The sequence below is a fragment of the Plantactinospora sp. KBS50 genome, assembly GCF_002285795.1.
In the GTDB taxonomy this organism is placed as follows: Bacteria; Actinomycetota; Actinomycetes; order Mycobacteriales; family Micromonosporaceae; genus KBS50.
The window spans coordinates 5,831,573-5,853,694 of sequence record NZ_CP022961.1 but is presented as its reverse complement, the minus strand read 5'-3'; the positions used below and the strand labels follow the sequence as shown (position 1 = coordinate 5,853,694).

The following is a 22,122-nucleotide window of genomic DNA, read 5'->3' as shown; positions in this document are numbered from 1 at the left end:
CCGACCTTCGCACCTGAAGCCGGGTCGAGGTCAACCATTCGGGCGAAGGGAACACTCGCGGCTTCGGCAATGTTGTGACAGCGTCGTACGCACGCGGTCGGCCCGCCCCGGGCGCCCGCGCGGTACGGGCGGACCCGATGGGCAACCGGCGGGTCCGGTACGCGAGGAGGTGGGGACCGATGGATCTGTTGGCCGACTACCGGCGCGCGACCATGTACTTCGAAGCGGGCGACCCGGCGGGGGCGGCCCGGCTGCTGGAGCCGATCGTCGAGGTGGAACCCGACAACGCGGCCGTACGGCAGTTGCTGGCCCGCTCGTACTTCCAGTCCGCCCAGTTGGGCCGCGCCGAGGAGCAGCTTCGGGCGCTGGTGGACCGCAACCCCAGCGACCACTACGCGCACCACGTGCTGGGCCGTACCCTGGAGCGGGCCGGTCGGCCCGGCGAGGCCCTGCGGCACCTGCGGATCGCCTTCGCCATGTACTCCGACAACGACGACTACCGGGTCGCGCTGCGCCGGGTGGAGAGCAAGGTACGCCGGTGAAGCTGAAGCTCGACCTGCACGACATCTTCAACCGCGGGCAGGACATCGACCGGGCGCTGCGCGGCATCATGGACGAGGCGGTGGCCAAGAAGGCCACCCTCGTCGAGATCATCCCGGGCAAGGGGTCCGGCCAGCTCAAGAAGCGGGTGCTGCGCTTCCTCGACCAGAAGGACGTCAAGCAGCTTTATCACCGGGTGGAGAAGGACTCCAAGAACTTCGGCCGGCTCTTCGTGCACTTCCGCTGGAAGTAGCGGGACCCCGCGCCCGGCTCGGCTTGGCCCGGCCCGGCCTACTCGTTCTTGTCATAAATCGTGGGCCGTTCGATCGCCTCCAGAACCTCGGTGGCGGCGTAGTAATGGCGTCCGGCACTTCCGAGACTTCCCATGTACTTCAGCCAACCATAATCCACCCCTCTCTCCAGCAGGTTCCGTGCTCCCTGATTCGTCACGTCCAGCGACAAGCGAACGCGACGAGTGGTGATAAAGGGGTTGCCGAAGATCAAGGGAATCAGAGCTGCCACACGGGACCTGTCGGCCACGGTTTGCCGGTAGTATCGCTCGCGGATCTCGATTAGTTGTGCTGCCCGAGCAACGGAATCGTCGGATTGTGTTTTGACGGCCTGACAGAAGAACTGTATCCACTCCTGGATGTCACCGGTTTCGCGGACAGCCTGCAGTCCTCGGTAATAATCCTGCCTATGTGTCTCAAGATAGCCCGAGAGATACAGTAGTGGTGCGGTGAGTCGTTCCTCTGCTATCAACTGCAAGCCGATTATCAGCCGTCCAACTCTCCCGTTTCCGTCCAGGAACGGGTGGATCGTTTCGAACTGGTAGTGCATGAGGGCACTTCTGACCAGCAGGGGCAAACGGCTGGGCTCGTTGACGAACTTCTCCCAGTCTGTCAATAATTCTGGGAGGTGTTCGGGCAGCGGCGGTACGAACAGGGCGGTGGTTGGTGTTGAGGAACCAATCCATACCGGCGACCATCTTATTTCACCGGGCTGTTTCTCTTCGCCGCGAACGCCATCCATCAGTTCTGCATGGACCTGCTTTATGAGTCTTTGTGAAATGGGAAGGGTCTGGATGAGCTGCAAACCCTTTCTGGTTGCGGCGAGGTGGCGCTCCACCTCTGCGACATCGTCGGTCTTGGCGGCCTCCACCTCCTCCGCCTTCAGCACCTCTGTCAGGGATGCGTTGGTGCCCTCGATCCGGGAACTGGCAAGGGCCTCCCTGGTCAGGAACGGTCCCACCAGCAGATTGGGTTCGGGAATCAATCGACCAAGCCCGTGTAGGTGTCCCAGCGAATTTTCTGCTTCGGATAGCAGAAAGACGGTTTCCGTGTCGAGTGACAATGTGCGCGGGATTGGTTCAGGGCGGTAGTAGGTAAATGCCCACTTGTCGCCCGGTCGTTGGGTAGCTTTACCGAACTGCGTGGTTCGGTACCTTTCAGCGTCCACGACCGCATGGTACATCTTGGTCCGCTTCTCGTGGCAACGTTTCGGCCCGTTGTGTTGGCGCGAGGCGATGTGGTGGCAACTGTCCTTGCTGCGATCGAGGATCGTGGCAACGTTTCGGCCTGTTGTGTTGGCGCGAGCCGATGTGGCGAGGAGATCAACTCGTCTTCCGCGAAGTTGGGGTGTCCGGACCGCCGTGATACCCCGACTTCGCCGAAGACGAGTTGATCTAGGGCTGTGGGGTGGGTTCCGGACGGCGGTGGGCGAAGAGGAACGCGCCGGTCCGGTACTCGTCGGCGTGGTGCAGCAGTTCGGCGTCGACGGTGAAGCCCGCGTCCCGCAGCCAGGTGGCGACCCGGCCCGGCGGGCGGCGGTGCACGTGGACCCGCATCGGGTGGCCGCCGTACCCCTCGGTCTTCAGGGTGGATTCGTCGCCGACGTGGAATCCGAGCAGCAACGGGCCGCCGGGCCGCAGCACCCGGTGGAAGTGCGCGAGGACCGCGGGTACCTCGTCGTCGGGGATGTGGATGAGCGAGAACCAGGCGACCAGGCCGGCCACGGAGCGGTCGGCCAGGTCGAGGTCGGTCATCGAGCCCACCTCGAAACGCAGGTGTGGATGGTCCCGCCGGGCGATGTCGATCATGGACGGGGAGAGGTCGACGCCGAACGCGTCGAGGCCGATGGAGTGCAGGTGGCCGGTGATCCGGCCGGGTCCGCACCCGACGTCGGCCACCGGTCCGTCGCCGGCGGCGCGGGTCAGCTCGGCGAAGAGCAACAGGATGCCGCGCTGGAACGGTTCGTTGGCGAGCGCGTCGCGGAGCAGGTCGGTGTAGCTCTCCGCCACGGTGTCGTAGGACGTTCGGGTGTCGGCCAGCCAGCCGGGTGCGGTCACGTCCCGGCACGGTAGTCCGCCGCCGCGCCGCGCCGCGCCGGGCCGCGCCGCCCCGCCCCGCGGCCCCGCGCCGCCCCGCCCCGCGGCCCCGCGCCGCCCCGCCCCGCGGCCCCGCGCCGCCCCGCCCCGCCCCGCCGCACCCCGCCCCGCCGCCGTCGGGGTGTCGCTCGGTCGGGTGCGGGATCGCTGCATTGACATGCCTGAAACTGGCTGGCAACATCGCGCTGACCGGACATGGGAGCGCTTCCATGGCCCGGATCCGGAGGCGGCCGGCGTACCCGGAGACTGCCGACGGGCCGGTCCTGGTCGGAAGCCGTCCGTGCCCGCCGCCGGGTCCCACCCGGCTCCCCGTCCGCCTGCGAAAGGACGCGCCCGTGTCCCAGCGACCCCGATGGCGGGCACCGCTCGCCGCCGTCGCCACCGCAACGCTCGCCGCCACCACCCTCGCCGCCGGTCCCGGCTCGCCCGCGTACGCCGAAGGGCCGGAACAGATTGTCAACGGCAGCTTCGACGACGGCTATGCGCCGTGGTGGGGGACCGCCAACATCACCCTCGACGCGTCCAGCGGCCAGCTCTGCGCCGACATCCCCGGCGGCACGGTCAACCCCTGGGACGTGATCATCGGGCAGAACGACATCCCGCTGCTCGCCGGCGAGACGTACCGGTTCTCGTTCTTCGGCTCGGCGGACCCCGGCCGGGTGGCCAAGGCCCTGGTCCAGCTTCCGGTCGACCCGTACACGCAGTATCTGGCCGCGAACCCGAGCCTCGACGCCGCGGGCGACACCTACGCGTACACCTTCACCTCGCCGGTGGACCTGCCGGACGCGCAGGTGGTGTTCCAGGTCGGCGGCAGCACCGCGCCGTGGCGGCTCTGCATCGACGACGTCTCGCTCACCGGCGGCGCCCCGCCCGAGGTGTACGTCCCGGACACCGGCCCCCGGGTCCGGGTCAACCAGGTCGGCTACCTGCCCAAGGGGCCGAAGAACGCGACGGTGGTCACCGACGCCACCGATCCGCTGCCGTGGGAACTGCACAACGCCGGCGGCGCGGTGGTGGCGCGGGGCAGCAGCACCCCGCGGGGCGTGGACGCCTCGTCCGGGCAGAACGTCCAGTCGATCGACTTCGGCCGGTACACCCGGGCCGGCACCGGCTACACGCTGGTCGCGGACGGCGAGACCAGCCGGCCGTTCGACATCGGCAGCGACTTCTACGAGAAGCTGCGCGCCGACTCGCTGAAGTTCTACTACCCGCAACGCAGCGGCATCGCGATCTCCGACGACCTGCGGCCCGGGTACGCCCGGCCGGCCGGGCACGTCGGGGTGGCGCCCAACCAGGGTGACACCGACGTGCCGTGCCAGCCCGGCGTCTGCGACTACTCGCTGGACGTCTCCGGAGGCTGGTACGACGCCGGCGACCACGGCAAGTACGTCGTCAACGGCGGCATCGCCGTGCACCAGATGATGAGCGAGTACGAGCGGTCGGTGCTGGCCCGCACCGGCGAGCCGTGGAAGCTCTGGGACGGCTCGCTGGACATCCCGGAGAGCGGCAACAGGGTGCCGGACATTCTCGACGAGGCGCGCTGGGAGCAGGAGTTCCTGCTCAAGATGCAGGTGCCGGCCGGGCAGCCGCTGGCCGGGATGGCGCACCACAAGATCCACGACGCGGCCTGGACCGGCCTGCCGCTGCTGCCCGACCAGGACCCGCAGCCGCGCGAGCTGCACGCCCCGTCCACCGCCGCGACGCTCAACCTGGCGGCCACCGCCGCGCAGGCCGCCCGGGTCTTCCTGCCGTACGACCCGGCGTTCGCGGCCCGCAACCTGAAGGCCGCGAAGGCAGCCTGGGCCGCCGCGAAGGCACACCCGGCGGTCTACGCCACCGGCGCGGACAGCAACGGCGGCGGCGCGTACGACGACAGCAACGTCGCCGACGAGTTCTACTGGGCCGCCGCCGAGTTGTACCTGAGCACCGGTGGCCGGGAGTTCCGGGACCACCTGCTCGGCTCCCCGCTGCACACCGCGGACATCTGGGCGCCGGACGGCTTCAGCTGGCAGAGCGTGGCCGCGCTGGGCCGGCTGGACCTGGCCCGGATCCCGAACGCGCTGCCGGACCGGGCGCGGGTCCGCGCCTCGGTGGCCCAGGGCGCCGACCGGTACCTGGGCATCATCGCCGACTCGCCGTACGGCGTGCCGTACGCCCCGCCCGGCAACCAGTGGGCGTGGGGGTCGAACAGTTCCATCCTGAACAACGTGGAGGTGCTGGCCACCGCGTACGACCTGACCGGCGCGGAGAAGTACCGCACGGGCGTGCTGGAGTCGATGGACTACCTGCTCGGCCGCAACGCGCTCAACCAGTCGTACATCACCGGGTACGGCGAGGTGGCCTCGCACAACCAGCACTCCCGCTGGTTCGCGCACGAGCTGAACGCCGAGCTGCCGAACCCGCCGGCCGGAACGCTGGCCGGCGGCGCCAACTCGGCCCTGCAGGATCCGCTGGCGCAGCAGAAGCTGGCCGGCTGCGCACCGCAGTTCTGCTACATCGACGACATCGAGTCGTACTCGACGAACGAGCTGGCGATCAACTGGAACTCGGCGCTGGCCTGGGTGGCGGGATTCGTGGCCGACCAGGACAACGGCGACGCCCGCGGTCGGCTGCGGTAGCGCTCGGGCGGTCGTCCCGCGGGCGCGCAGACGGGTCCGGGCGGACGTGGCTAGAGCGGAAGGGCTCCTTCCTCATCCGAATGGAGAGTGGAAGGGGCCCTTCCCCGCGTTGCGGAACACGGGTCGGTGGCGGTACGACGTTCACAGCCAGTAATGTGGTCCGGCCAGTGCCGCCCGATGCTCAGTCGGCGGGCTGATCGCGAAGGAGCCCGAGATCAGCACCGAGCTATCTTGCCCGACGCCGAGGGCCCGATGATGCGAGGCGGCGACATGATCGGTTCGTCTGTCGCGCCGTTCGGATACCCGCACGGCGGGCTGGGCCGCAATCCCGACCTCCCGCCGGGCGAACGGCTGCGGGTGCTGCTCGTCGAGGACGACGAGGGGGACGCCTTCCTGGTCGGTGAACTGCTGTCCGAGACCGGGGCGGCGATCGACCTCGCGGTCGCGGCCAGCCTCAACCAGGCCCGCCAGCGGATCGGCGGCGTCGACTGCGTACTGCTGGATCTGGGCCTGCCCGACGCGCAGGGGCTGGACGGCCTGCGCCAGGTGCTCGGCATGTCCCAGCGGGCCGCGGTCTGCGTACTCACCGGCCGCTCCGACGAACACCTCGGGGTGGCGGCGGTGGCCGAGGGGGCGCAGGACTACCTGGTCAAGGGCCAGGTCGACGGGGTGCTGCTGGCCCGGTCGCTGCGCTACGCCGTGGAACGCAAGCGGGCCGACGAGAACACCCGCCGGCTGCGCGAGGTCGAGCTGCGGCAGGCGGAGTCGGCCCGGCTGGAACGGGGTCTGCTGCCGCAGCCGCTGATGGACACCGACCAGGTCGCCGTGCACACGTTCTACCGCCCCGGCCGGCACGCCGCGCTGATCGGCGGCGACTTCTACGACGTGGTGCAGACCACCCCGGACCGGGTGGACCTGATCGTCGGGGACGTCTGCGGGCACGGCGTGGACGAGGCTGCGCTCGGCGTCGAACTGCGGGTGGCCTGGCGGGCGCTGGTCCTGGCCGGGGTGCCGGACGACGAGGTGCTGCCGGCGCTGGAGCAGGTGCTGATGAGCGAGCGCCGGTTGCAGGAGATCTTCGCGACGGTCGCCACCGCCCGGCTCGACCTGGACGCCAACCGGGCCACCGTCCGGCTGGCCGGGCATCCGCCGCCGCTGCTGCTCACCGGCGGTCGGGTGGCGCCGGTGCCGGCCCCGGGTGGCCTGCTGCTGGGCGTACGCCCGCGCCGGCCGGTCGCCTACGAGCTGGAGCTGGCGGAGAAGGACTGGTCGCTGCTGATGTACACGGACGGCCTGATCGAGGGCCGCGTCGGGGCGGGGGACGACCGGCTGGACGTGACCGGGCTGGGTGGGTTGCTCGGCGAGCCGGCGACCGGCCGGGTGCCGCTGCCGGATCTGCCGGCCTGGCTGGTGGGCCGGGCCGAGGAGATCAACGGGGGGCCGCTCGCCGACGACGTGGCGATGCTGCTGGTCAGCCGGGGGAGAGGGCGATGAAGCGGGGCAACTGGTCACTGCGGCAGCGCGTTGTCACACTCTGCGTGACCGTGGGTGTGCTGCTCACCGGCCTGGCGGTCGCCGAGGCGGCGCTTGCCGCGCAGAACCGCGGCGCCATCGACCGGATACTGAACGTCACGGGTCCGCTCCGGGTGCAGGGCGAGGTGCTGCTGAACAGCCTGGTCAACCAGGAGACCGGGGTACGCGGCTACGCGGTGACCGGGGTGCGCAGCGAACTCGAACCGTACGAGACCGGCCGGCAGCAGGAGCGGTCCGCGGTCGCCACGATGGACCGGCTGCTCGCCGGCGAACCGGCCATGCGGGCCCAACTGCTGGAGGTGGAGCGGCAGGCCGAGCACTGGCGGCAGACCGTCGCCGAGCCGGTCATCGAGGCCACCGGCTCGCAGGGCCGGGCCGCCGGCCAGGCGCTGCTCACCGACGAGACCCGGCAGGAGTTCGACCAGCTCCGGGCCACCATCGCCGAGCTTCAGCAGTCGATCCTCGTGCTCCGCCAGCAGGCCGTCGCGGCGGTCAACCGCACCGGCAACTCGCTCGTGGTGCTGCTGGTGATCGCGGCCATCGTGGTGGTGATCGCCGGTGTGGCCCTGCTGCTCTCGCTGAACCGGCTGGTCATCGGCCCGGTGACGACGCTGGCGAGCCGGGTCCGGCAGGTGGCGACCGGGGACTACGGCGCCGTGATCGAGCGGGTCGGCCCACCCGAGGTGGCCCGGCTGGCCGGGGACGTGGACGGGATGCGCAAGCGGATCGCGGCGGACCTGGCGGAGGTCCAGGCGGCGCGGGCCAACATCGAGGAGGCCAACGCGCGGTTGCAGCAGCAGGCCGAGGAACTGGTCCGGTCCAACCGCGACCTGGAGCAGTTCGCCTATGTGGCCTCGCACGACCTGCAGGAGCCGCTGCGCAAGGTGGCGAGCTTCTGCCAACTGCTGCAACGGCGGTACGCGGGCCAGCTCGATGAGCGGGCGGACCAGTACATCGCGTTCGCGGTGGACGGCGCCCAGCGGATGCAGCGCCTGATCAACGACCTGCTGGCGTTCTCCCGGATCGGCCGGGTCACCACCGGCTTCACCGAGGTCGACCTGGCTCGGGTGATGGGCGACGTGGCGGGGCAGACCGAGGCCGCGCGCCAGTACGCCGACGCCGAGCTGACCTGGACGGATCTGCCGGTGGTGCGCGGCGAGGAGGCGCTGCTGACCAACCTGGTCGCCAACCTGGTCAGCAACTCGATCAAGTTCCGCCGCGCGGACGTGCCACCCCGGGTGCACGTGTCGGCCCGCCGGGTCGGCGACGAGTGGGAGATCACCTGCCAGGACAACGGCATCGGGATCGAGGCGGAGTTCGCGGACAAGATCTTCGTGATCTTCCAGCGGCTGCACTCCAAGGACGCCTATCCGGGCACCGGCATCGGTCTGGCCATCGTCAAGAAGATCGTGGAATACCATGGCGGCCGGGTGTGGGTGGATTCGGACGTACCCGAGGGGACCGCGATCCGGTTCACCCTGCCGGCGCTGCCGGACCCCGCCGAGGCCCAGCCCACGCCGGCCCCGGCCGGGTCGGAGCCGGCGGCGCAGGTCGCGTCCGGGCCGGACGCGGAGGCCGGATCGGCGCCGGCGACGGGCGGTGCCGTCGACGGCGGTGGCGCCGGGGAGCCGGCGCCGGCCGGACGGGCGGACGCCGGCGACGAGCCCGCGAACGGTACGGCGGTGGCCGGGCGATCGGCCGCCAGAGACAGCGGTGACGCGAAGGAGACGGTGGCATGACGGCACCCGCCGACGGCAGGAGCCCGATAGAGGTACTGCTCGTCGAGGACGACCCCGGCGACGTGCTGATGACGCAGGAGGCGTTCGAGGAGCACAAGCTGCGCAACCGGCTCACCGTGGTCTCCGACGGCGACGAGGCGCTGGCGTACCTGCGCCAGCAGGGCCAGTACGCGGAGGCGTCGCCGCCCGACCTGATCCTGCTGGATCTCAACCTGCCGCGCCGGGACGGCCGCGAGGTGCTGGAGGAGATCAAGAAGGACGAGCTGCTGCGGCAGATCCCGGTGGTCGTGCTCACCACCTCGCAGGCCGACGAGGACATCCTGCGCAGCTACCGGCTGCACGCCAACGCGTACGTCACCAAGCCGGTCGACTTCGAACGGTTCATCGCCGTGGTTCGCCAGATCGACGAGTTCTTCGTCAGCGTGGTGAAGCTTCCGCCGCGTGGCTGAGCTACCGCTCGACGAGGTGAGCGCGCTGCTGCGGGAGGTCGCGGGCAGCGCGGTGCTGCCGCTGTTCCGCCGGCTGGACGCCGCCGACATCGAGGAGAAGGCGCCCGGGGAGCTGGTCACGGTCGCCGACCGGGAGGCGGAGCGGCTGATCGGCGCCCGGCTGCGCGAGCTGCTGCCCGGTTCCGCGGTCGTCGGCGAGGAGGCGGTGGCGCAGCGGCCGGAGCTGCTGCGGGACCTGTCCGGCGAGGGCTACGTCTGGCTGGTCGACCCGGTCGACGGCACGGCCAACTTCGCCGCCGGCCGGCGGCCGTTCGCCCTCATGGTGGCGTTGCTGCGGGCCGGCGAGCTGATCGCGAGCTGGATCCTGGATCCGCTCGCCGAGGACCTGGCGGTCGCCCGGCTCGGTACGCCGACGCTGCTCAACGGCGTACCCGTCCGGCCCGGCGGGCACCGGCCGCCGCTGGAGGAGGTCCGGGGCGTGGCGGCGACCCGGTTCCTGCCGGCGCGGCTGCGGGCCGAGGTGGCGGCCGGCGGGCACCGCCTCGGTGAACTGCTCGACGGCCAGCACTGCGCCGGCCGGGAGTACCTCGACATGCTCACCGGCGCCCAGCAGTTCGTGCTCTTCTGGCGGATCCTGCCCTGGGACCACGCCCCGGGCGTGCTGCTGGTGCGCTGCGCCGGCGGGGTGGCCCGGCACTTCGACGGCAGCGAGTACCACCCGGCCGAGGACCGGCGCGGCCTGCTGGTCGCCGCCGACGAGGAGACCTGGCACGGGGTGCGGGCGGCGCTGCTGCCGGATCAGTGACCCGGCCGCGGGCCGGGTGCGCGGACCCGTTGCGCGCCGGGCGAGCGGACCCCTTGCGCGCCGGGCGCGGACCCATCCGCGGGCCGGGCGCGGACCCATCCGCGGGCCGGGCGGGAAGTGGACGGGAGTTCACGGGACGGCCCCGGCCGGCGGGCTCGGGTAGGCTCTCCGGCGGTCCGGTGCGAAGGGGAGGGATCCGCGTGCGGATGCGGACAACGCCGGTCGTCCGCCGGCTCCTGCTGGCGCTGGTCCTCGCGCTGCTGGTCGGTCCGGCCGCGGTGGCGGTACCCGCGCCGGCGCTGGCGGCGCCGAACGCCGACGACGAGGGCGGCACCAAGAAGCTGCGGGACGCGCTGGAGGCGGCGGCCCGGGGACACATCGACGCGCAACGCAAGCTGGACGCCTCGGTCAAGCGGCAGAAGCAGCTCGCCGGCGAACTGGGGGACGTGGAGAAGCGGCTGTCCGCGTTGACCGAGCAGGCGGGTGCGCTGGCCGCCCGCTCGTACCGGCTGGGCCGGCTCGGTCCGGTGACCATGCTGCTGAGCAGCGGCTCCGCGGAGGAACTGCTGGACCGGGTGGCGGAGCTGGAGCTGATCGCCCAGCGCGACGACCGGGCGTTGGGTGCGCTGGGCGAGGCGCGGATCCAGGCGGCCACCGCCAAGCAGGCCATCGACGCGGAGGTCGGTGAGCAACGCCGTCAGGTCGCGGTGCTGGCGCAGAAGAAGCGCGACGCCGAACGGGCGCTGGCCACCGTCGGCGGCGGCACCTCGGGCGGCTTCGTGAGCGTCAACTCCCCGCTGGCCAAGCCGGCGCCGCGCAACGCGGACGGCTCCTGGCCCAGTGAGTCCTGTTCGGTCGACGACCCGACCACGTCCAGCTGCATCACGCCGCGCACCCTGCACGCGTACCAGCAGGCGCGTGCGGCCGGCTTCACCCGGCACACGAGCTGCCACCGCAGCGGCGGGGGCGGCGAACACCCGAAGGGGCGGGCCTGCGACTTCTCGGCCGCCGCGGGCGGGTTCGAGGACCGCAGCGCCACCGGCGGGGACAAGACGTACGGCGACCGGCTGGCCGCGTACTTCATCAAGAACGCGAGCCGGCTGGGCGTGCTGTACGTGATCTGGTACCGGCAGATCTGGATGCCCGGCACGGGCTGGCGGTCCTACAGCGGCGGCGGCAGCCCGGCGGCCGATCACACGAACCATGTTCATCTGTCGATGTATTAGCTCCTCCGGGCCGCCGGCTGCGTAGCATCGCCACGGTGACCTCCACATCCCGAGACCTCGCCGCCGGCGCCGGACCGCACACCGAGACCGGCCCCGGCCCGCTGCCCGCCGGCCTGGCGGCGACGCTTGTCTTCCTGGCCAGCGGTGCCGTGCTGGTGCTGGAGACCGTGTCCCTGCGCCTGGTCGGCCCGTACCTCGGGGTGACCCTCCAGGTGACCAGCTCGGTCATCGGGGTGGCGCTGGCCGCCATCGCGTACGGCGCCTGGTCCGGCGGGTTCCTGGCCGACCGGCGGGACCCGCGGACGCTGCTGGCGCCGGTCTTCGTCCTGGCCGGGATCGCCACCGCGGTGAGCCTGCCGGTGGTGCGGTACGCCGGCGAGTGGCTGCGCGGCTCGGCGGTGACCGGCATCCTGCTGCTCATCTCGCTCGCCGTCTTCGTGCCGGCGGCCCTGCTCTCGGCGATCACCCCGATGGTGGTCAAGCTGCAACTCGGCGACCTGCGCCGGACCGGCCAGGTGGTCGGCCGGCTGTCCAGCCTCGGCACCCTGGGGGGCATCACCGCCACCCTGGTTACCGGCTTCGTGCTGGTCGCGGCGCTCTCCACCACGGCCATCGTGCTGAGCCTCGCGGTCCTGCTCGGGTTGACCGGCCTGGCGCTGGCCGGGTACCTGCGCCGGCGGCACCGGCCCGGCCTGCCCGGCCGGGCGCGTACCCGGGCCGCCCTGGCCACGCTCGGGCTGGCCGGTGCGGGGCTGGCCGCGGTGGCGCCCACCCCGTGCGACGTGGAGACCGCCTACCACTGCGCCCGGGTCACCGCCGACCCCGCCGTGGCGAGCGGCCGGACGCTGTGGCTCAACTCGGCCCAGCACTCGTACGTCGACCTGGCCGACCCGCGCCGGCTGAAGTTCGGCTACACGCAGTGGTTCGCCGCGGCCGTGGACGAGCTGGCGCCACCGGGCCGGCGGCTGGACGCCGTACACCTGGGCGGCGGGGGGTTCACCATGCCGCGTTACGTCGCCGCCACCCGGCCCGGCTCGACCAACGCCGTGTACGAGCTGGACGGCGCCCTCGTCGAGCTGGACCGGCGGGAGCTGGACGTGCGGACCGGGCCGGACCTGACGGTCACGGTCGGCGACGCCCGGCTGTCGCTGCACGGGCGCGCCACCGCCAGCGCGGACCTGGTGGTGGGCGACGCCTTCGGGCACCTGGTGGTGCCCTGGCACCTGGCCACCCGGGAGATGGCCGCGGAGGTCCGCCGGGTGCTCCGCCCCGACGGCCTGTACGTGCAGAACGTCATCGACTACCCGCCGGCCCGGTTCATCCGCGCCGAGCTGGCGACCGTGGCCGCCGAGTTCCCGCAGGTGGCGCTCGCCGCCCCGCCGGACGCGGTGAACGGGCAGCAGGCCGCCAACTTCGTCATCATCGCCTCCCCGGCGCCGCTGCCGCTGGCCGAGCTGGAGCAGCGGCTGGCGGCCACCTCCACCGAACCGGTGGGCCTGTACGCCGGGGCCGACCTGGCCGACTTCGTCGGCGGGGCGACCGTGCTGACCGACGACTACGCACCGGTCGATCAGCTCCTGGCCCGCGGCTGAGGCTGCCGGGTGCCCGGCTGCCGGCCGCGATCGAGCGGCCGGCGTCCGCCGGTCCCCGGGCCGGCGCGGCGGCAGCCGGCGCCGAAACCGGGTTCCCGGCGGGATGATGTGTAGATTTCTTGCGGTTGGGCAACAGATGCTGACATGAGCGAGCGCAGCGAGCGAACCGTCCGACCCGGCGCGGTACGGCCTCTCGCGGGCCAGGGGCCGGCATGAGTGCCCGGAGCGATCCGGCACCCCGGCTGCTCGGCGAGCGCTACCGGCTGGTGGAACGGCTCGGCGCCGGCGGCATGTCGGTGGTCTGGCGCGGCTACGACGAGGTGCTCGGCCGGCAGGTGGCCGTCAAGGTGCTGGCCCCCCGGCTGCTCGCCGACAGTGCCTTCCGGCACCGGATCCGGGCGGAGGCCAAGGCCGCGGCCCGGCTGTGCCACCCGCACATCACCAGCGTGTACGACTACGGCGAGTCGAGCGAGGGCCGCAGCACCCTGCCGTACGTGGTGATGGAGCTGCTGGACGGCGAGTCGCTGGCGGCCCGGCTGGCCCGGTCCGGGGCGCTGCCGTGGCGACCGGCGGTCACGGTCTGCGCCGAGGTCGCCGCCGCACTGGCCGCCGCGCACGCCCGCGGGGTGGTGCACCGGGACATCACGCCAGGCAACGTGATGCTGACGCGCAGCGGCGCCAAGGTGGTGGACTTCGGCATCTCCGCGCTGGTGGGGGAGCGCGACATCAACCCCGACGGCACCCTGCTGGGCACTCCGGCGTACCTGGCCCCGGAGCGGCTGGACGGCGGCCAGGTCACGGCCGCCACCGACGTGTACGCCCTGGGCCTGCTGCTCTACCGGTCGCTGACCGGCCGGCTGCCGTGGACGGCGACGAGCCGGACCGAACTCATCAGGGCGCACGTCTACCGCACCCCCGAGCCGCTGCCGGACGTACCCGGCCTGCCCGGCGGGATCGCGGAGCTGTGCGACCGGTGCCTGGCCAAGGCGCCCGCGGACCGGCCGGGCAGCATCGAGGTGGCCCGGGAGCTGTCCGAGGCGCTGGGCGTCGCGGCGGTGCTGCCGGTCTCCCCGGCGGCCACCGGCCGGCCCGGGGTCTACGAGTACGACCCGGACGACCTGGCCAGCGCCGGCACCACGATCCTGCCGTCCTCGGCCGCCACCGACGTGTTCCGGCTGCCGGCCGCACCGGGCGGACGGGGTCGCCAGCGCGGCCGCGCCCGGCCCGGGGCCGTCGGCGGGCCGGCCGGGCTCGCCGGTGCCGGCATCCCGGCCTGGGCGCGGGGCCGGTCGGGCGGGGCCGCCCGTGCCGGTGGTGCGGCCGGGTCGCGCCGGCGCAGCCGGCTGGAGGCCGCGGCGGTGGGCGTCGGGCTGGTCGCGGCCACCGGCGTGGTCTGGGCGGTCACCTCGCGCAGCCCGGCGACCGGGCCGGACGTCGCCGAGGCGGCCACCGCGACGGGACCGTCGTGCCAGGTCGACTACGCGCTGCGCCGGGACACCGGCTCCGGGTTCGACGCGTCCCTGACCGTCACCAACACCGGCGAGCAGGCGCTGTCGGACTGGCGGCTCAGCTTCGCCTTTCCGGGGGACCAGACGGTGACGCCGGACGGTGCCGCCCGGGTCGAGCAGCGCGGCAGGTCGGTGGAGGTCCGCCCGGAGAGCGGCGGCGCGGCCCTCGGATCGGGCCGCTCCGCGGCGGTCGAGATGAGCGGACGGTACCGGGACGGCAATCCGCTGCCGACGGAGTTCCGGCTCAACGACAAGGCGTGCGCGGTCCAGGTGTCCGGGGTGGCGGGTACGCCGGCCGTCGCCCCCTCGACCAGCGGCCCGGCCGCGAGCGGGGGTACCGGGGCCGGCTCGGACCGGGGCGGCGCCGCGGCCGGCGGATCCGAGCCGGCGAAGTCCAGGCCCGCCAAGGCGAAGGAGCCGAAGGAGCCCAAGCCGGCGAAGTCCAAGCCGGCGAAGCCCACCCCGCCGGATCCGGCCGCCGACCCGCCGACGCCGCCCGACCCGCCGACGCCGCCCGACCCGCCGACGCCACCCGATCCGCCGGACCCGCCGCCGTCCAAGCCGGCGGGGCCGTCCGAGCCGGCCGGGTCGAGCGTCGAGCCGACGGCGGGGCCGGGCTCAGCCGATGGTCGAGAACCGCTGGACGCCGTCGATCGTGCCCTCGATGATCAACATTCCGTCCGCGGGTAGCACGGTGTCCGGTCGGGCCGGCGCGAACCGGTTGTCGTCGATGCGTACCCCGATGATGACCACGCCGAAGTGGTCCTCGCTGGCCAGCTCGCCGATCCGCCGGCCGGCCAGGCTCGGCGGCGTACGCGTCTTGGCGATCGCGAAGTCGGTGCCGAACTCGACGAAGTCCAGCAGCTGGCTGACGATCAGGTGGGCCACCCGCTCGCCCATGTCGGCCTCGGGAAACACGACGTGCCGCGCGCCGACCGAGGAGAGGATCCGGGCGTGCGCGTGCGAGGTGGCCCGAGCCCAGATCTCCGGTACGCCGATCTCGACCAGGTTGAGCACGACCAGCACGCTGGACTCCAGCGCCGAGCCGATCGCCACGATCACCCGGTCGAACTCGCTGAGTCCCAGCTGCCGGAGCGCGTCCAGATCGGTGGCGTCCGCCTGGACGACGTGGGTCAGCGACTGCGACCAGTGCTGGACCGTCGTCGGCCCGTCGTCGACCGCGAGCACCTCGTGACCCAGCCGGACCAGCGACTCGGCGACCTTGCCGCCGAACCGGCCCAGTCCGATCACCGCGATGTCGCCGGTGGTCTGCCGGCGGCGGCGGGTACGTCGCCAGTCAGCCGACAAGGGGACGCTCCTCGGCGTACCGGTAGAGGCGCGGCCGCGTGCGCAGGGCCAGCGCGGAGGCCGCCGCGACGGTGCCCACCCGGCCCAGGTACATCAGCACGATCAGCAGGACCCGGCCGTCGGTGGGCAGCACCGCCGCCGTGCCGTTGCTGATGCCCGAGGTGGACAACGCCGAGACCGCCTCGAACAACTCCTGGTACAGCGGGATCCCCCGGGTGAACCTGTTCATCAGCAGCGTGCTCACGCTGGCCAGGGCCACCCCGAGCAGCGCGATGGTGAGCGCCAGCCGCTGAGTGGCCGCCGCGATGCGGCGGCGGCCGATCACCACGTCCGGCTCGCCGCGCAGCTCGGCCAGGATCACGAAACCGAGCAGGAAGAACGTGGTGACCTTGATCCCGCCCGCCGTGCTGGCGCTGCCCCCGCCGATGAACATCAGCCCGGTCACGGCGGCGGCGGTGGTGTCGCGCATGGCACCGTAGTCGACGCTGTTGAGGCCGCCCGAGCGCGGAATGGTGCCCTGGACGAAGGCGGCCAGGAACTTCGTCGGCGTGTCCAGCCGGCCCAGCGTCGCCGGGTTGGACCACTCGAAGGTGAGCACCAGCAGGAAGCCGGCGGCGAGCAGGATGAGCGAGCCGAGCACGGTGAGGCGGGTCTGCGTCGACCACCGGGCGGGTTGGCGCCACCGGGAGAGCAGTTCGAAGATGACCGGGAACCCGGTGGCGCCGGCGATCACCCCGAGGGTGAGCGGCAGGCAGATCCAGCCGTCCCCGACGAACCCCTGGATGCTGTCCGGGAAGAGGCTGAAACTGCTGTTGTTGAACGACTGCACGGCGTGGAACAGGCCGTACCAGGCGGCCCGGTCGAGCGGATAGTCGTACGCGGCGAACAGCCGCGCCGTGACCACGACGGTGATGACGGCCTCGACACAGAACGACACCAGCGCGATCCGGACCAGCACCCGGCGGGCGTCGCCGAGTCCCAGCCGGGCGCCCTCGGCCTGCAACACCAGCCGGTTGCGCAGCCCCAGCCGCCGGGACACCAGCAGCAGGAGCAGGGTGCCCATGGTCATGATCCCGAGCCCGCCGATCTGGGTGAGCGCCAGGATGAACACGGTGCCCAGCGCGGACCAGTACTCCCCGGTCGGCACCACGGCCAACCCCGACGTGCAGATCGCCGACGTGGCGGTGAACAGCGCGGTCAGGAACGGCGCGGAGTCCGGGCCGGTCCGGGCGGACGGCAGCGTCAGCAGGGCCGTGCCGGCGAGAATCGCCCCGAGAAAGGCCAGCGGCACCAACCGGGCGGGACTCTGGGCGAGCCGGCGGTAGATGATCGCGCGAACCGCCACGGCCTCCAGAGGTACCACGGGCCGAGCCCGCCATCCGGCGCTTCGCCGAGGTTCACCCAACCGCCAGCTCCGGCGCGGCCGCGAGTCGCCCACGACGGGTTGACCGCGTCCCTGCGGGACATCTGCGCTGCCGGAGCGGGCCGGTGGTCGACTGGCGGAGGCCGGTGCGGCAGGATGTCCGCGTGGAAGCTCTCCGACTCATCCTGCTCTATCTACACCTGATCGGGTTCGCCCTGCTGCTCGGCGGAGCGCTCACCCAGTACCTCAGCGGGCGCATCCGGATCAACGCCGCGATGCTCTGGGGCGCGACGATCCAGGTGCTCACCGGGATCGGCCTCGCGGCGCCGCTGCGGGACGGGCACGAGCCGGATCCGGCGAAGTTGGCCACCAAGGGCGTGATCGGGCTGGTCGTCTTCGTGATGGTGTTCTTCTCCCGCAAGCGGGAGGCGGTGAACCGGGGTCATTTCCTGACGATCGTCGGGCTCACCCTGATCAACGCCGCCGTGGCGGTATTCTGGCGATGATCCCTTTCGGTCGCTGTTGACCAGGGGAAACCTCCGCGAAACCTCGCCATCCGGGCCTTCCGGCGCGGGTGGTCGCAATGTCTCGATCGCGGACGGTGATATCCCTCACGCAAGAGTTACGTGAGGGTAACGGGCAGCCAACGGTCCTGCACGATTGTCGGTCGGCGGGTGGGTGCACGCGTACTCTCCCGTCCGTAACGTGAGACGCCGGCCAGCCGACGGGTGGCCGGTACAGGGCTGCCACCGCGTGGCGGTGTGCATGGGGAAGGAGACCGTCTTGCGCACTGCGCGTGGGATGCGGATCGTCTCGGTATTCGCGGTAGGCGGGCTGGCGCTGAGCGCCGCCGCCTGTGGTGACGCGCCGGAGGACGACAACGCGGGCGGCGACGCCAGCAAGAAGTTCACCGCTTGCATGGTGACCGACACCGGCGGCATCGACGACAAGTCGTTCAACACCTCCGCGTGGGCCGGCCTCCAGGGGGCGAAGGCGGCCAACAGCAACATCGAGATCAAGAACGTCGCCTCCAAGGCCGAGGCCGACTACGAGCCGAACCTGACCGGCTTCGTGCAGCAGAAGTGCGACTTCATCCTCTCCGTCGGCGGCCTGATGGGCGACGCCACCTCCAAGATCGCGCAGGCGAACCCGAACCAGCAGTTCGGCATCGTCGACGCCAAGCTGGCGGAGACGAACGTCTACCCGATGCAGTTCGACACCGCGCAGGCCGCCTTCCTGGCCGGCTACCTCGCGGCCGGCATGACCAAGACCGGCAAGGTGGGCACGTACGGCGGCATGAAGATCCCGCCGGTGACCGTGTTCATGGACGGCTTCGCCGACGGCGTCGCGTACTACAACGAGGCCAAGAGCAAGAAGGTCCAGGTCCTCGGCTGGAACAAGGACTCGCAGGACGGCTCGTTCACCAACGACTTCGTCAAGCAGGACGAGGGCAAGAAGATCAGCGACACGCTCGTCGCGCAGGGTGCGGACATCGTCATGCCGGTCGCCGGTGGCGCCGGCCTGGGTACGACCGCCGCGGCGCAGGCGTCCAACGGCAAGTACAGCGCCATCTGGGTGGACGTCGACGGCTGCCAGAGCACGCAGAACTGCCCCGCCCTGCTCACCACCGTGGCCAAGAACATCGCGGACGCGGTGCAGGACGCGGTGACCAAGGCGGCCAACGGCGAGAAGCTGGAGCACGACCCGGGCTTCGTCGGCACGCTGGAGAACGGCGGCGTGGCGCTGGCCCCGTACCACGACTGGGACAGCAAGATCCCGGCCGAGCTGAAGAGCGAGGTCGACCAGGTCAAGGCCGACATCATCAGCGGCAAGATCAAGGTCAGCTCGCCGAGCCAGCCGAAGTGACATACCGCCGGCCGGCCCCGGACCCGAACGGGTCCGGGGCCGGCCGGCGGCCCGCTGTTTTCCCAGGAGGTTGCGCTGAAACTCGAACTGCGCGGCATCACCAAGCGGTTCGGTGAGCTGGTCGCCAACGACCACATCGACCTGACGGTGGAGCCAGGTGAGATTCATGCGCTGCTCGGCGAGAACGGCGCGGGCAAGTCGACGTTGATGAACGTCCTGTACGGGCTGCTCCAGCCCGACGAGGGCGAGATCCTGGTCGACGATCGGGCACTGCGGATCAAGGGGCCGTCCGACGCGATCGCCGCCGGCATCGGCATGGTCCATCAGCACTTCATGCTGGTCCCGGTCTTCACCGTGGCCGAGAACGTGATGCTCGGCGCCGAACAGGTACGCGGCGGCGTGGCCGGGGTGCTGGACCGGCGTCGCGCCCGGCGGCAGGTCGCCGAGGTGTCGGACCGGTACAACCTGCGGGTCGATCCGGACGCCGTGATCGAGGACCTGCCGGTCGGCGTGCAGCAGCGGGTGGAGATCGTCAAGGCGCTCACCCGGGACGTCGACCTGTTGATCCTCGACGAACCCACGGCGGTGCTGACCCCGCAGGAGACCGAGGAACTGCTGGCCGTCATGCGGTCGCTCAAGGCGGCCGGCAAGTCGATCGTGTTCATCACGCACAAGCTCAAGGAAGTCAAGGCCATCGCCGACCGGATCACGGTCATCCGGCGCGGCCGTACGGTGGGCACCGCCAGCCCGACCGACAGCGAGGACGACCTGGCCGCGTTGATGGTCGGCCGGCAGGTCAGCCTGGGGGTCGAGAAGGACCCGGCGCGGCCCGGCGAGCCGGTGCTGCGGGTCGAGCAGTTGGTCGTGAACGACGACCGGGCGTGCCGGGCGGTGGACGGCGTCGACCTGACCGTGCGCGCCGGCGAGGTGCTCGGCATCGCCGGCGTGCAGGGCAACGGGCAGACCGAACTGGTCGAGGCGATCATGGGACTGCGGCCGGCGCTCGCCGGCACGGTGACCCTGGACGGCGAGCGGATCGACGGCTGGTCCACCAAGCGGGTGCTGCGGGCCGGCGTCGGGTACGTCCCCGAGGACCGCAGCGTCGACGGCCTGGTCAAGGAGTTCAGCGTCGCCGAGAACCTGGTGCTGGACATGTACGACCGGCCGCCGTTCGGATCCGGGCTCTCGCTGAAGCCGGCGGCCATCGCCGAGTCGGCGCGGGAGCGGATCGCGCAGTTCGACGTGCGTACCTCCTCCGCCGACGCGGCCGTGGGCACGCTCTCCGGCGGCAACCAGCAGAAGGTGATCGTGGCGCGGGAGCTGTCCCGGCCGCTGAGGCTCTTCCTGGCCGCCCAGCCGACCCGGGGCGTGGACGTCGGGTCGATCGAGTTCATCCACCGCCGGATCGTGCACGAGCGCGACGTGGGCACCGCCGTCCTGGTCGTCTCCAGCGAACTGGACGAGGTCATCGGCCTGGCCGACCGGATCGCGGTGATGTACCGCGGTCGCATCCTGGCCATCGTCGGGCCGGACACCCCGCGGGAGGAGATCGGCCTGTTGATGGCGGGCGTCACCCCGGACGGCGCCGCGCCCGCGGCGGGCGCCGCAGCCACGGCGGGCGACGCGCCCACGGGGACCGATCCGCGCGCCGGGACCGACGCGACCGCGGCGACCGACGCGCCCACGGCAACCGAGGACGAGGCATGAGTGACCTTTCGCCGGGCGCGGGCTCCCCGGACAAGGACCCGGCCACGGCGGCCGAGACCGCGAAGGCGGCGGCCCACGACACCCCGGACGCGGACGGTACGCCGGCCGTTCCGGACGCCGGCGGCCCGACCTCCGGCGAACCGGGTGCCGGCCCGTCGGGCGCCGGTGCCCCACCCGGTACGCCGTGGGCCGGTGCCCCACCGGGTACGCCGACCCGGCAGCGCGCCGGCCGGCCGGACGGGGACGGCCCGGACCGGGCTCCCTCGTTCGCGCAGGCGTTCGTGCAGCAGCTCTGGGCCGCCAACACGGTCATGGTGACGGTGCTCGCGCTGGTCCTGGCCGGGGTGATCGGCGCGATTCTGATCATCATCTCCGACCCCGACGTGCTGGCGACGTACGGCTACTTCACCTCCCGGCCCTCGGACGCGCTCACCGCCAGTTGGACGGTGGTCAGCGAGGCCTACGCCAACCTGTTCAAGGGCGCGATCATCGACCCGGACGCGGTGCTGGACTGGCTCAGCGGCGGCGGCACCGGCTGGCAGCAGGTGGTCTACCCGATCTCGGAGACGCTCACCTACGCCACCCCGTTGATCTTCACGGGCCTGGCGGTGGCGCTGGTGTTCCGCGGCGGCCTGTTCAACATCGGCGCCCAGGGGCAGGCGACCCTCGGCGTCATCGTCGCCGCGCTGGCCGGCTTCCTGCTGCCGCTGCCGCTGGGTCTGCACGTGATCGTGGCGCTGCTGGCCGGCGTTCTCGGCGGCGCGATCTGGGGATTCGTGCCGGGCTTCCTCAAGGCACGCACCGGCGCGCACGAGGTGATCACGACGATCATGCTCAACTACGTGGCGCTCAACCTGCTCGCCTGGACGATCAACCAGCGGGGCGTGCACGACCCGTCCCGGTCCGACGCGATCAGCCGACCGGTCGACGCGTCCGCGCAACTGCCCCGGCTGCTCGGCGACGTACCCCGGGTGCACGCCGGCATCCTGCTGGCGGTGCTGGCCACCGCCGGGGTCGCCTGGCTGCTCAACCGGTCGACCTTCGGCTTCGAGCTGCGCGCCGTGGGCGCCAACCCGGACGCCGCGCGCACCGCCGGAATCAGCGTCACCCGCACGTACGTCCTGATGATGGTGATCTCCGGTGCGCTGGCCGGGCTCGGTGGCGCGAACATGGTGGTCGGCACCACGGCCAGCTCGCTGACCGCGCAGGTGGTGGCCCAGATCGGATTCGACGGCATCCTCGTGGCGCTGCTCGGCCGGGTCAAGCCGTGGGGCGTGCTGGCGGCCGGTCTGCTGTTCGGTGCGCTCCAGGCCGGCGGCAACCGGATGCAGTCCTACTCGGGCATCTCGCTGGAACTGGTGACCGTGCTCCAGGCACTGATCGTCATCTTCATCGCCGCGCCGGCCCTGGTGAAGGCGATCTTCCGGCTCCGGGCGGCCCGTGCCGCCCGGCTGCAGACGAGCCTCGCGAAGGGCTGGTGAG

Annotated in this window: 18 protein-coding genes; 14 read left to right on the top strand and 4 right to left on the bottom strand. The window is 72.0% G+C overall.

Annotation, left to right across the window (positions count from 1 at the left end):
* Positions 1 to 179: 179 nt before the first annotated feature.
* Together CIK06_RS25240 and CIK06_RS25235 are read left to right on the top strand one after the other, a co-directional pair.
* Positions 180 to 542, top strand: a complete 363-nt coding sequence (locus CIK06_RS25240; RefSeq protein ID WP_095566892.1) for a M48 family metallopeptidase — start codon at positions 180 to 182, stop codon at positions 540 to 542.
* On the top strand, positions 539 to 793 hold the full coding sequence (locus CIK06_RS25235) for a Smr/MutS family protein (protein ID WP_007073137.1): 255 nt from the start codon (positions 539 to 541) through the stop codon (positions 791 to 793). The genes CIK06_RS25240 and CIK06_RS25235 overlap by 4 nt, the downstream gene beginning before the upstream one ends.
* Positions 794 to 831: 38 nt before the next feature.
* On the opposite strand, the gene CIK06_RS25230 is transcribed toward CIK06_RS25235, so the two are convergent.
* Entirely contained in the window at positions 832 to 1,998 is a 1,167-nt protein-coding gene (locus CIK06_RS25230; protein ID WP_095568123.1) for a Fic family protein, read from the bottom strand.
* 226 nt (positions 1,999 to 2,224) lie between these two features.
* Entirely contained in the window at positions 2,225 to 2,887 is a 663-nt protein-coding gene (locus CIK06_RS25225; protein WP_095566891.1) for a class I SAM-dependent methyltransferase, read from the bottom strand.
* Between the two features lie 374 nt (positions 2,888 to 3,261).
* On the opposite strand from CIK06_RS25225, the gene CIK06_RS25220 reads away from it, so the two are divergent.
* The 8 genes from CIK06_RS25220 to CIK06_RS25185 all read left to right on the top strand — a co-directional run bounded on the left by CIK06_RS25220 (position 3,262) and on the right by CIK06_RS25185 (position 15,086).
* Positions 3,262 to 5,544 carry a glycoside hydrolase family 9 protein gene (locus CIK06_RS25220; protein ID WP_232533857.1) on the top strand — a complete coding sequence of 761 codons (2,283 nt, stop codon included), beginning with the start codon at positions 3,262 to 3,264 and terminating at the stop codon, positions 5,542 to 5,544.
* A 270-nt stretch (positions 5,545 to 5,814) separates the two neighbouring features.
* Positions 5,815 to 7,038 carry a PP2C family protein-serine/threonine phosphatase gene (locus tag CIK06_RS25215; protein WP_095568121.1) on the top strand — a complete coding sequence of 408 codons (1,224 nt, stop codon included), beginning with the start codon at positions 5,815 to 5,817 and terminating at the stop codon, positions 7,036 to 7,038.
* The gene (locus CIK06_RS25210; RefSeq protein WP_095566890.1) at positions 7,035 to 8,816 is read left to right on the top strand and encodes an ATP-binding protein; all 1,782 of its coding nucleotides are present in this window, start codon (positions 7,035 to 7,037) and stop codon (positions 8,814 to 8,816) included. Before CIK06_RS25215 ends, CIK06_RS25210 begins: the two co-directional genes overlap by 4 nt.
* Positions 8,813 to 9,265 carry a response regulator gene (locus tag CIK06_RS25205; RefSeq protein WP_095566889.1) on the top strand — a complete coding sequence of 151 codons (453 nt, stop codon included), beginning with the start codon at positions 8,813 to 8,815 and terminating at the stop codon, positions 9,263 to 9,265. The genes CIK06_RS25210 and CIK06_RS25205 overlap by 4 nt, the downstream gene beginning before the upstream one ends.
* Positions 9,258 to 10,070 (top strand): inositol monophosphatase family protein, encoded by an 813-nt coding sequence (locus CIK06_RS25200; RefSeq protein WP_095566888.1) that lies wholly within the window; start codon positions 9,258 to 9,260, stop codon positions 10,068 to 10,070. The genes CIK06_RS25205 and CIK06_RS25200 overlap by 8 nt, the downstream gene beginning before the upstream one ends.
* A gap of 206 nt (positions 10,071 to 10,276) precedes the next feature.
* Entirely contained in the window at positions 10,277 to 11,296 is a 1,020-nt protein-coding gene (locus CIK06_RS25195; protein WP_095566887.1) for a hypothetical protein, read from the top strand.
* A 101-nt stretch (positions 11,297 to 11,397) separates the two neighbouring features.
* Positions 11,398 to 12,888, top strand: coding sequence for a fused MFS/spermidine synthase (locus CIK06_RS25190; protein ID WP_232534374.1), 1,491 nt, complete (start codon positions 11,398 to 11,400; stop codon positions 12,886 to 12,888).
* 212 nt (positions 12,889 to 13,100) lie between these two features.
* Positions 13,101 to 15,086 (top strand): serine/threonine-protein kinase, encoded by a 1,986-nt coding sequence (locus CIK06_RS25185; protein ID WP_095566885.1) that lies wholly within the window; start codon positions 13,101 to 13,103, stop codon positions 15,084 to 15,086.
* On the opposite strand, the gene CIK06_RS25180 is transcribed toward CIK06_RS25185, so the two are convergent.
* Positions 15,015 to 15,704, bottom strand: a complete 690-nt coding sequence (locus CIK06_RS25180; RefSeq protein WP_232533856.1) for a TrkA family potassium uptake protein — start codon at positions 15,702 to 15,704, stop codon at positions 15,015 to 15,017. The two genes, CIK06_RS25185 and CIK06_RS25180, sit on opposite strands and share 72 nt — an antisense overlap.
* A complete protein-coding gene (locus CIK06_RS25175) occupies positions 15,694 to 17,067 on the bottom strand; it encodes a TrkH family potassium uptake protein (protein ID WP_232533855.1) in 1,374 nt (457 codons plus the stop codon). Before CIK06_RS25175 ends, CIK06_RS25180 begins: the two co-directional genes overlap by 11 nt.
* 164 nt (positions 17,068 to 17,231) lie before the next feature.
* Here CIK06_RS25175 and CIK06_RS25170 point away from each other — a divergent pair, with 164 nt between their 5' ends.
* From CIK06_RS25170 to CIK06_RS25155, 4 genes are all read left to right on the top strand, one after another.
* The gene (locus tag CIK06_RS25170) at positions 17,232 to 17,573 is read left to right on the top strand and encodes a hypothetical protein (protein WP_095568118.1); all 342 of its coding nucleotides are present in this window, start codon (positions 17,232 to 17,234) and stop codon (positions 17,571 to 17,573) included.
* A 295-nt stretch (positions 17,574 to 17,868) separates the two neighbouring features.
* Entirely contained in the window at positions 17,869 to 18,933 is a 1,065-nt protein-coding gene (locus tag CIK06_RS25165) for a BMP family protein (RefSeq protein WP_095566884.1), read from the top strand.
* A 147-nt stretch (positions 18,934 to 19,080) separates the two neighbouring features.
* Complete coding sequence (locus tag CIK06_RS25160) at positions 19,081 to 20,640, top strand: ABC transporter ATP-binding protein (RefSeq protein WP_369916028.1); 1,560 nt, start codon at positions 19,081 to 19,083, stop codon at positions 20,638 to 20,640.
* Positions 20,637 to 22,121: an ABC transporter permease gene (locus CIK06_RS25155; RefSeq protein WP_232533854.1), complete on the top strand. Its 1,485-nt coding sequence runs from the start codon at positions 20,637 to 20,639 to the stop codon at positions 22,119 to 22,121. Before CIK06_RS25160 ends, CIK06_RS25155 begins: the two co-directional genes overlap by 4 nt.
* The last annotated feature ends 1 nt before the right edge of the window (position 22,122 follow it).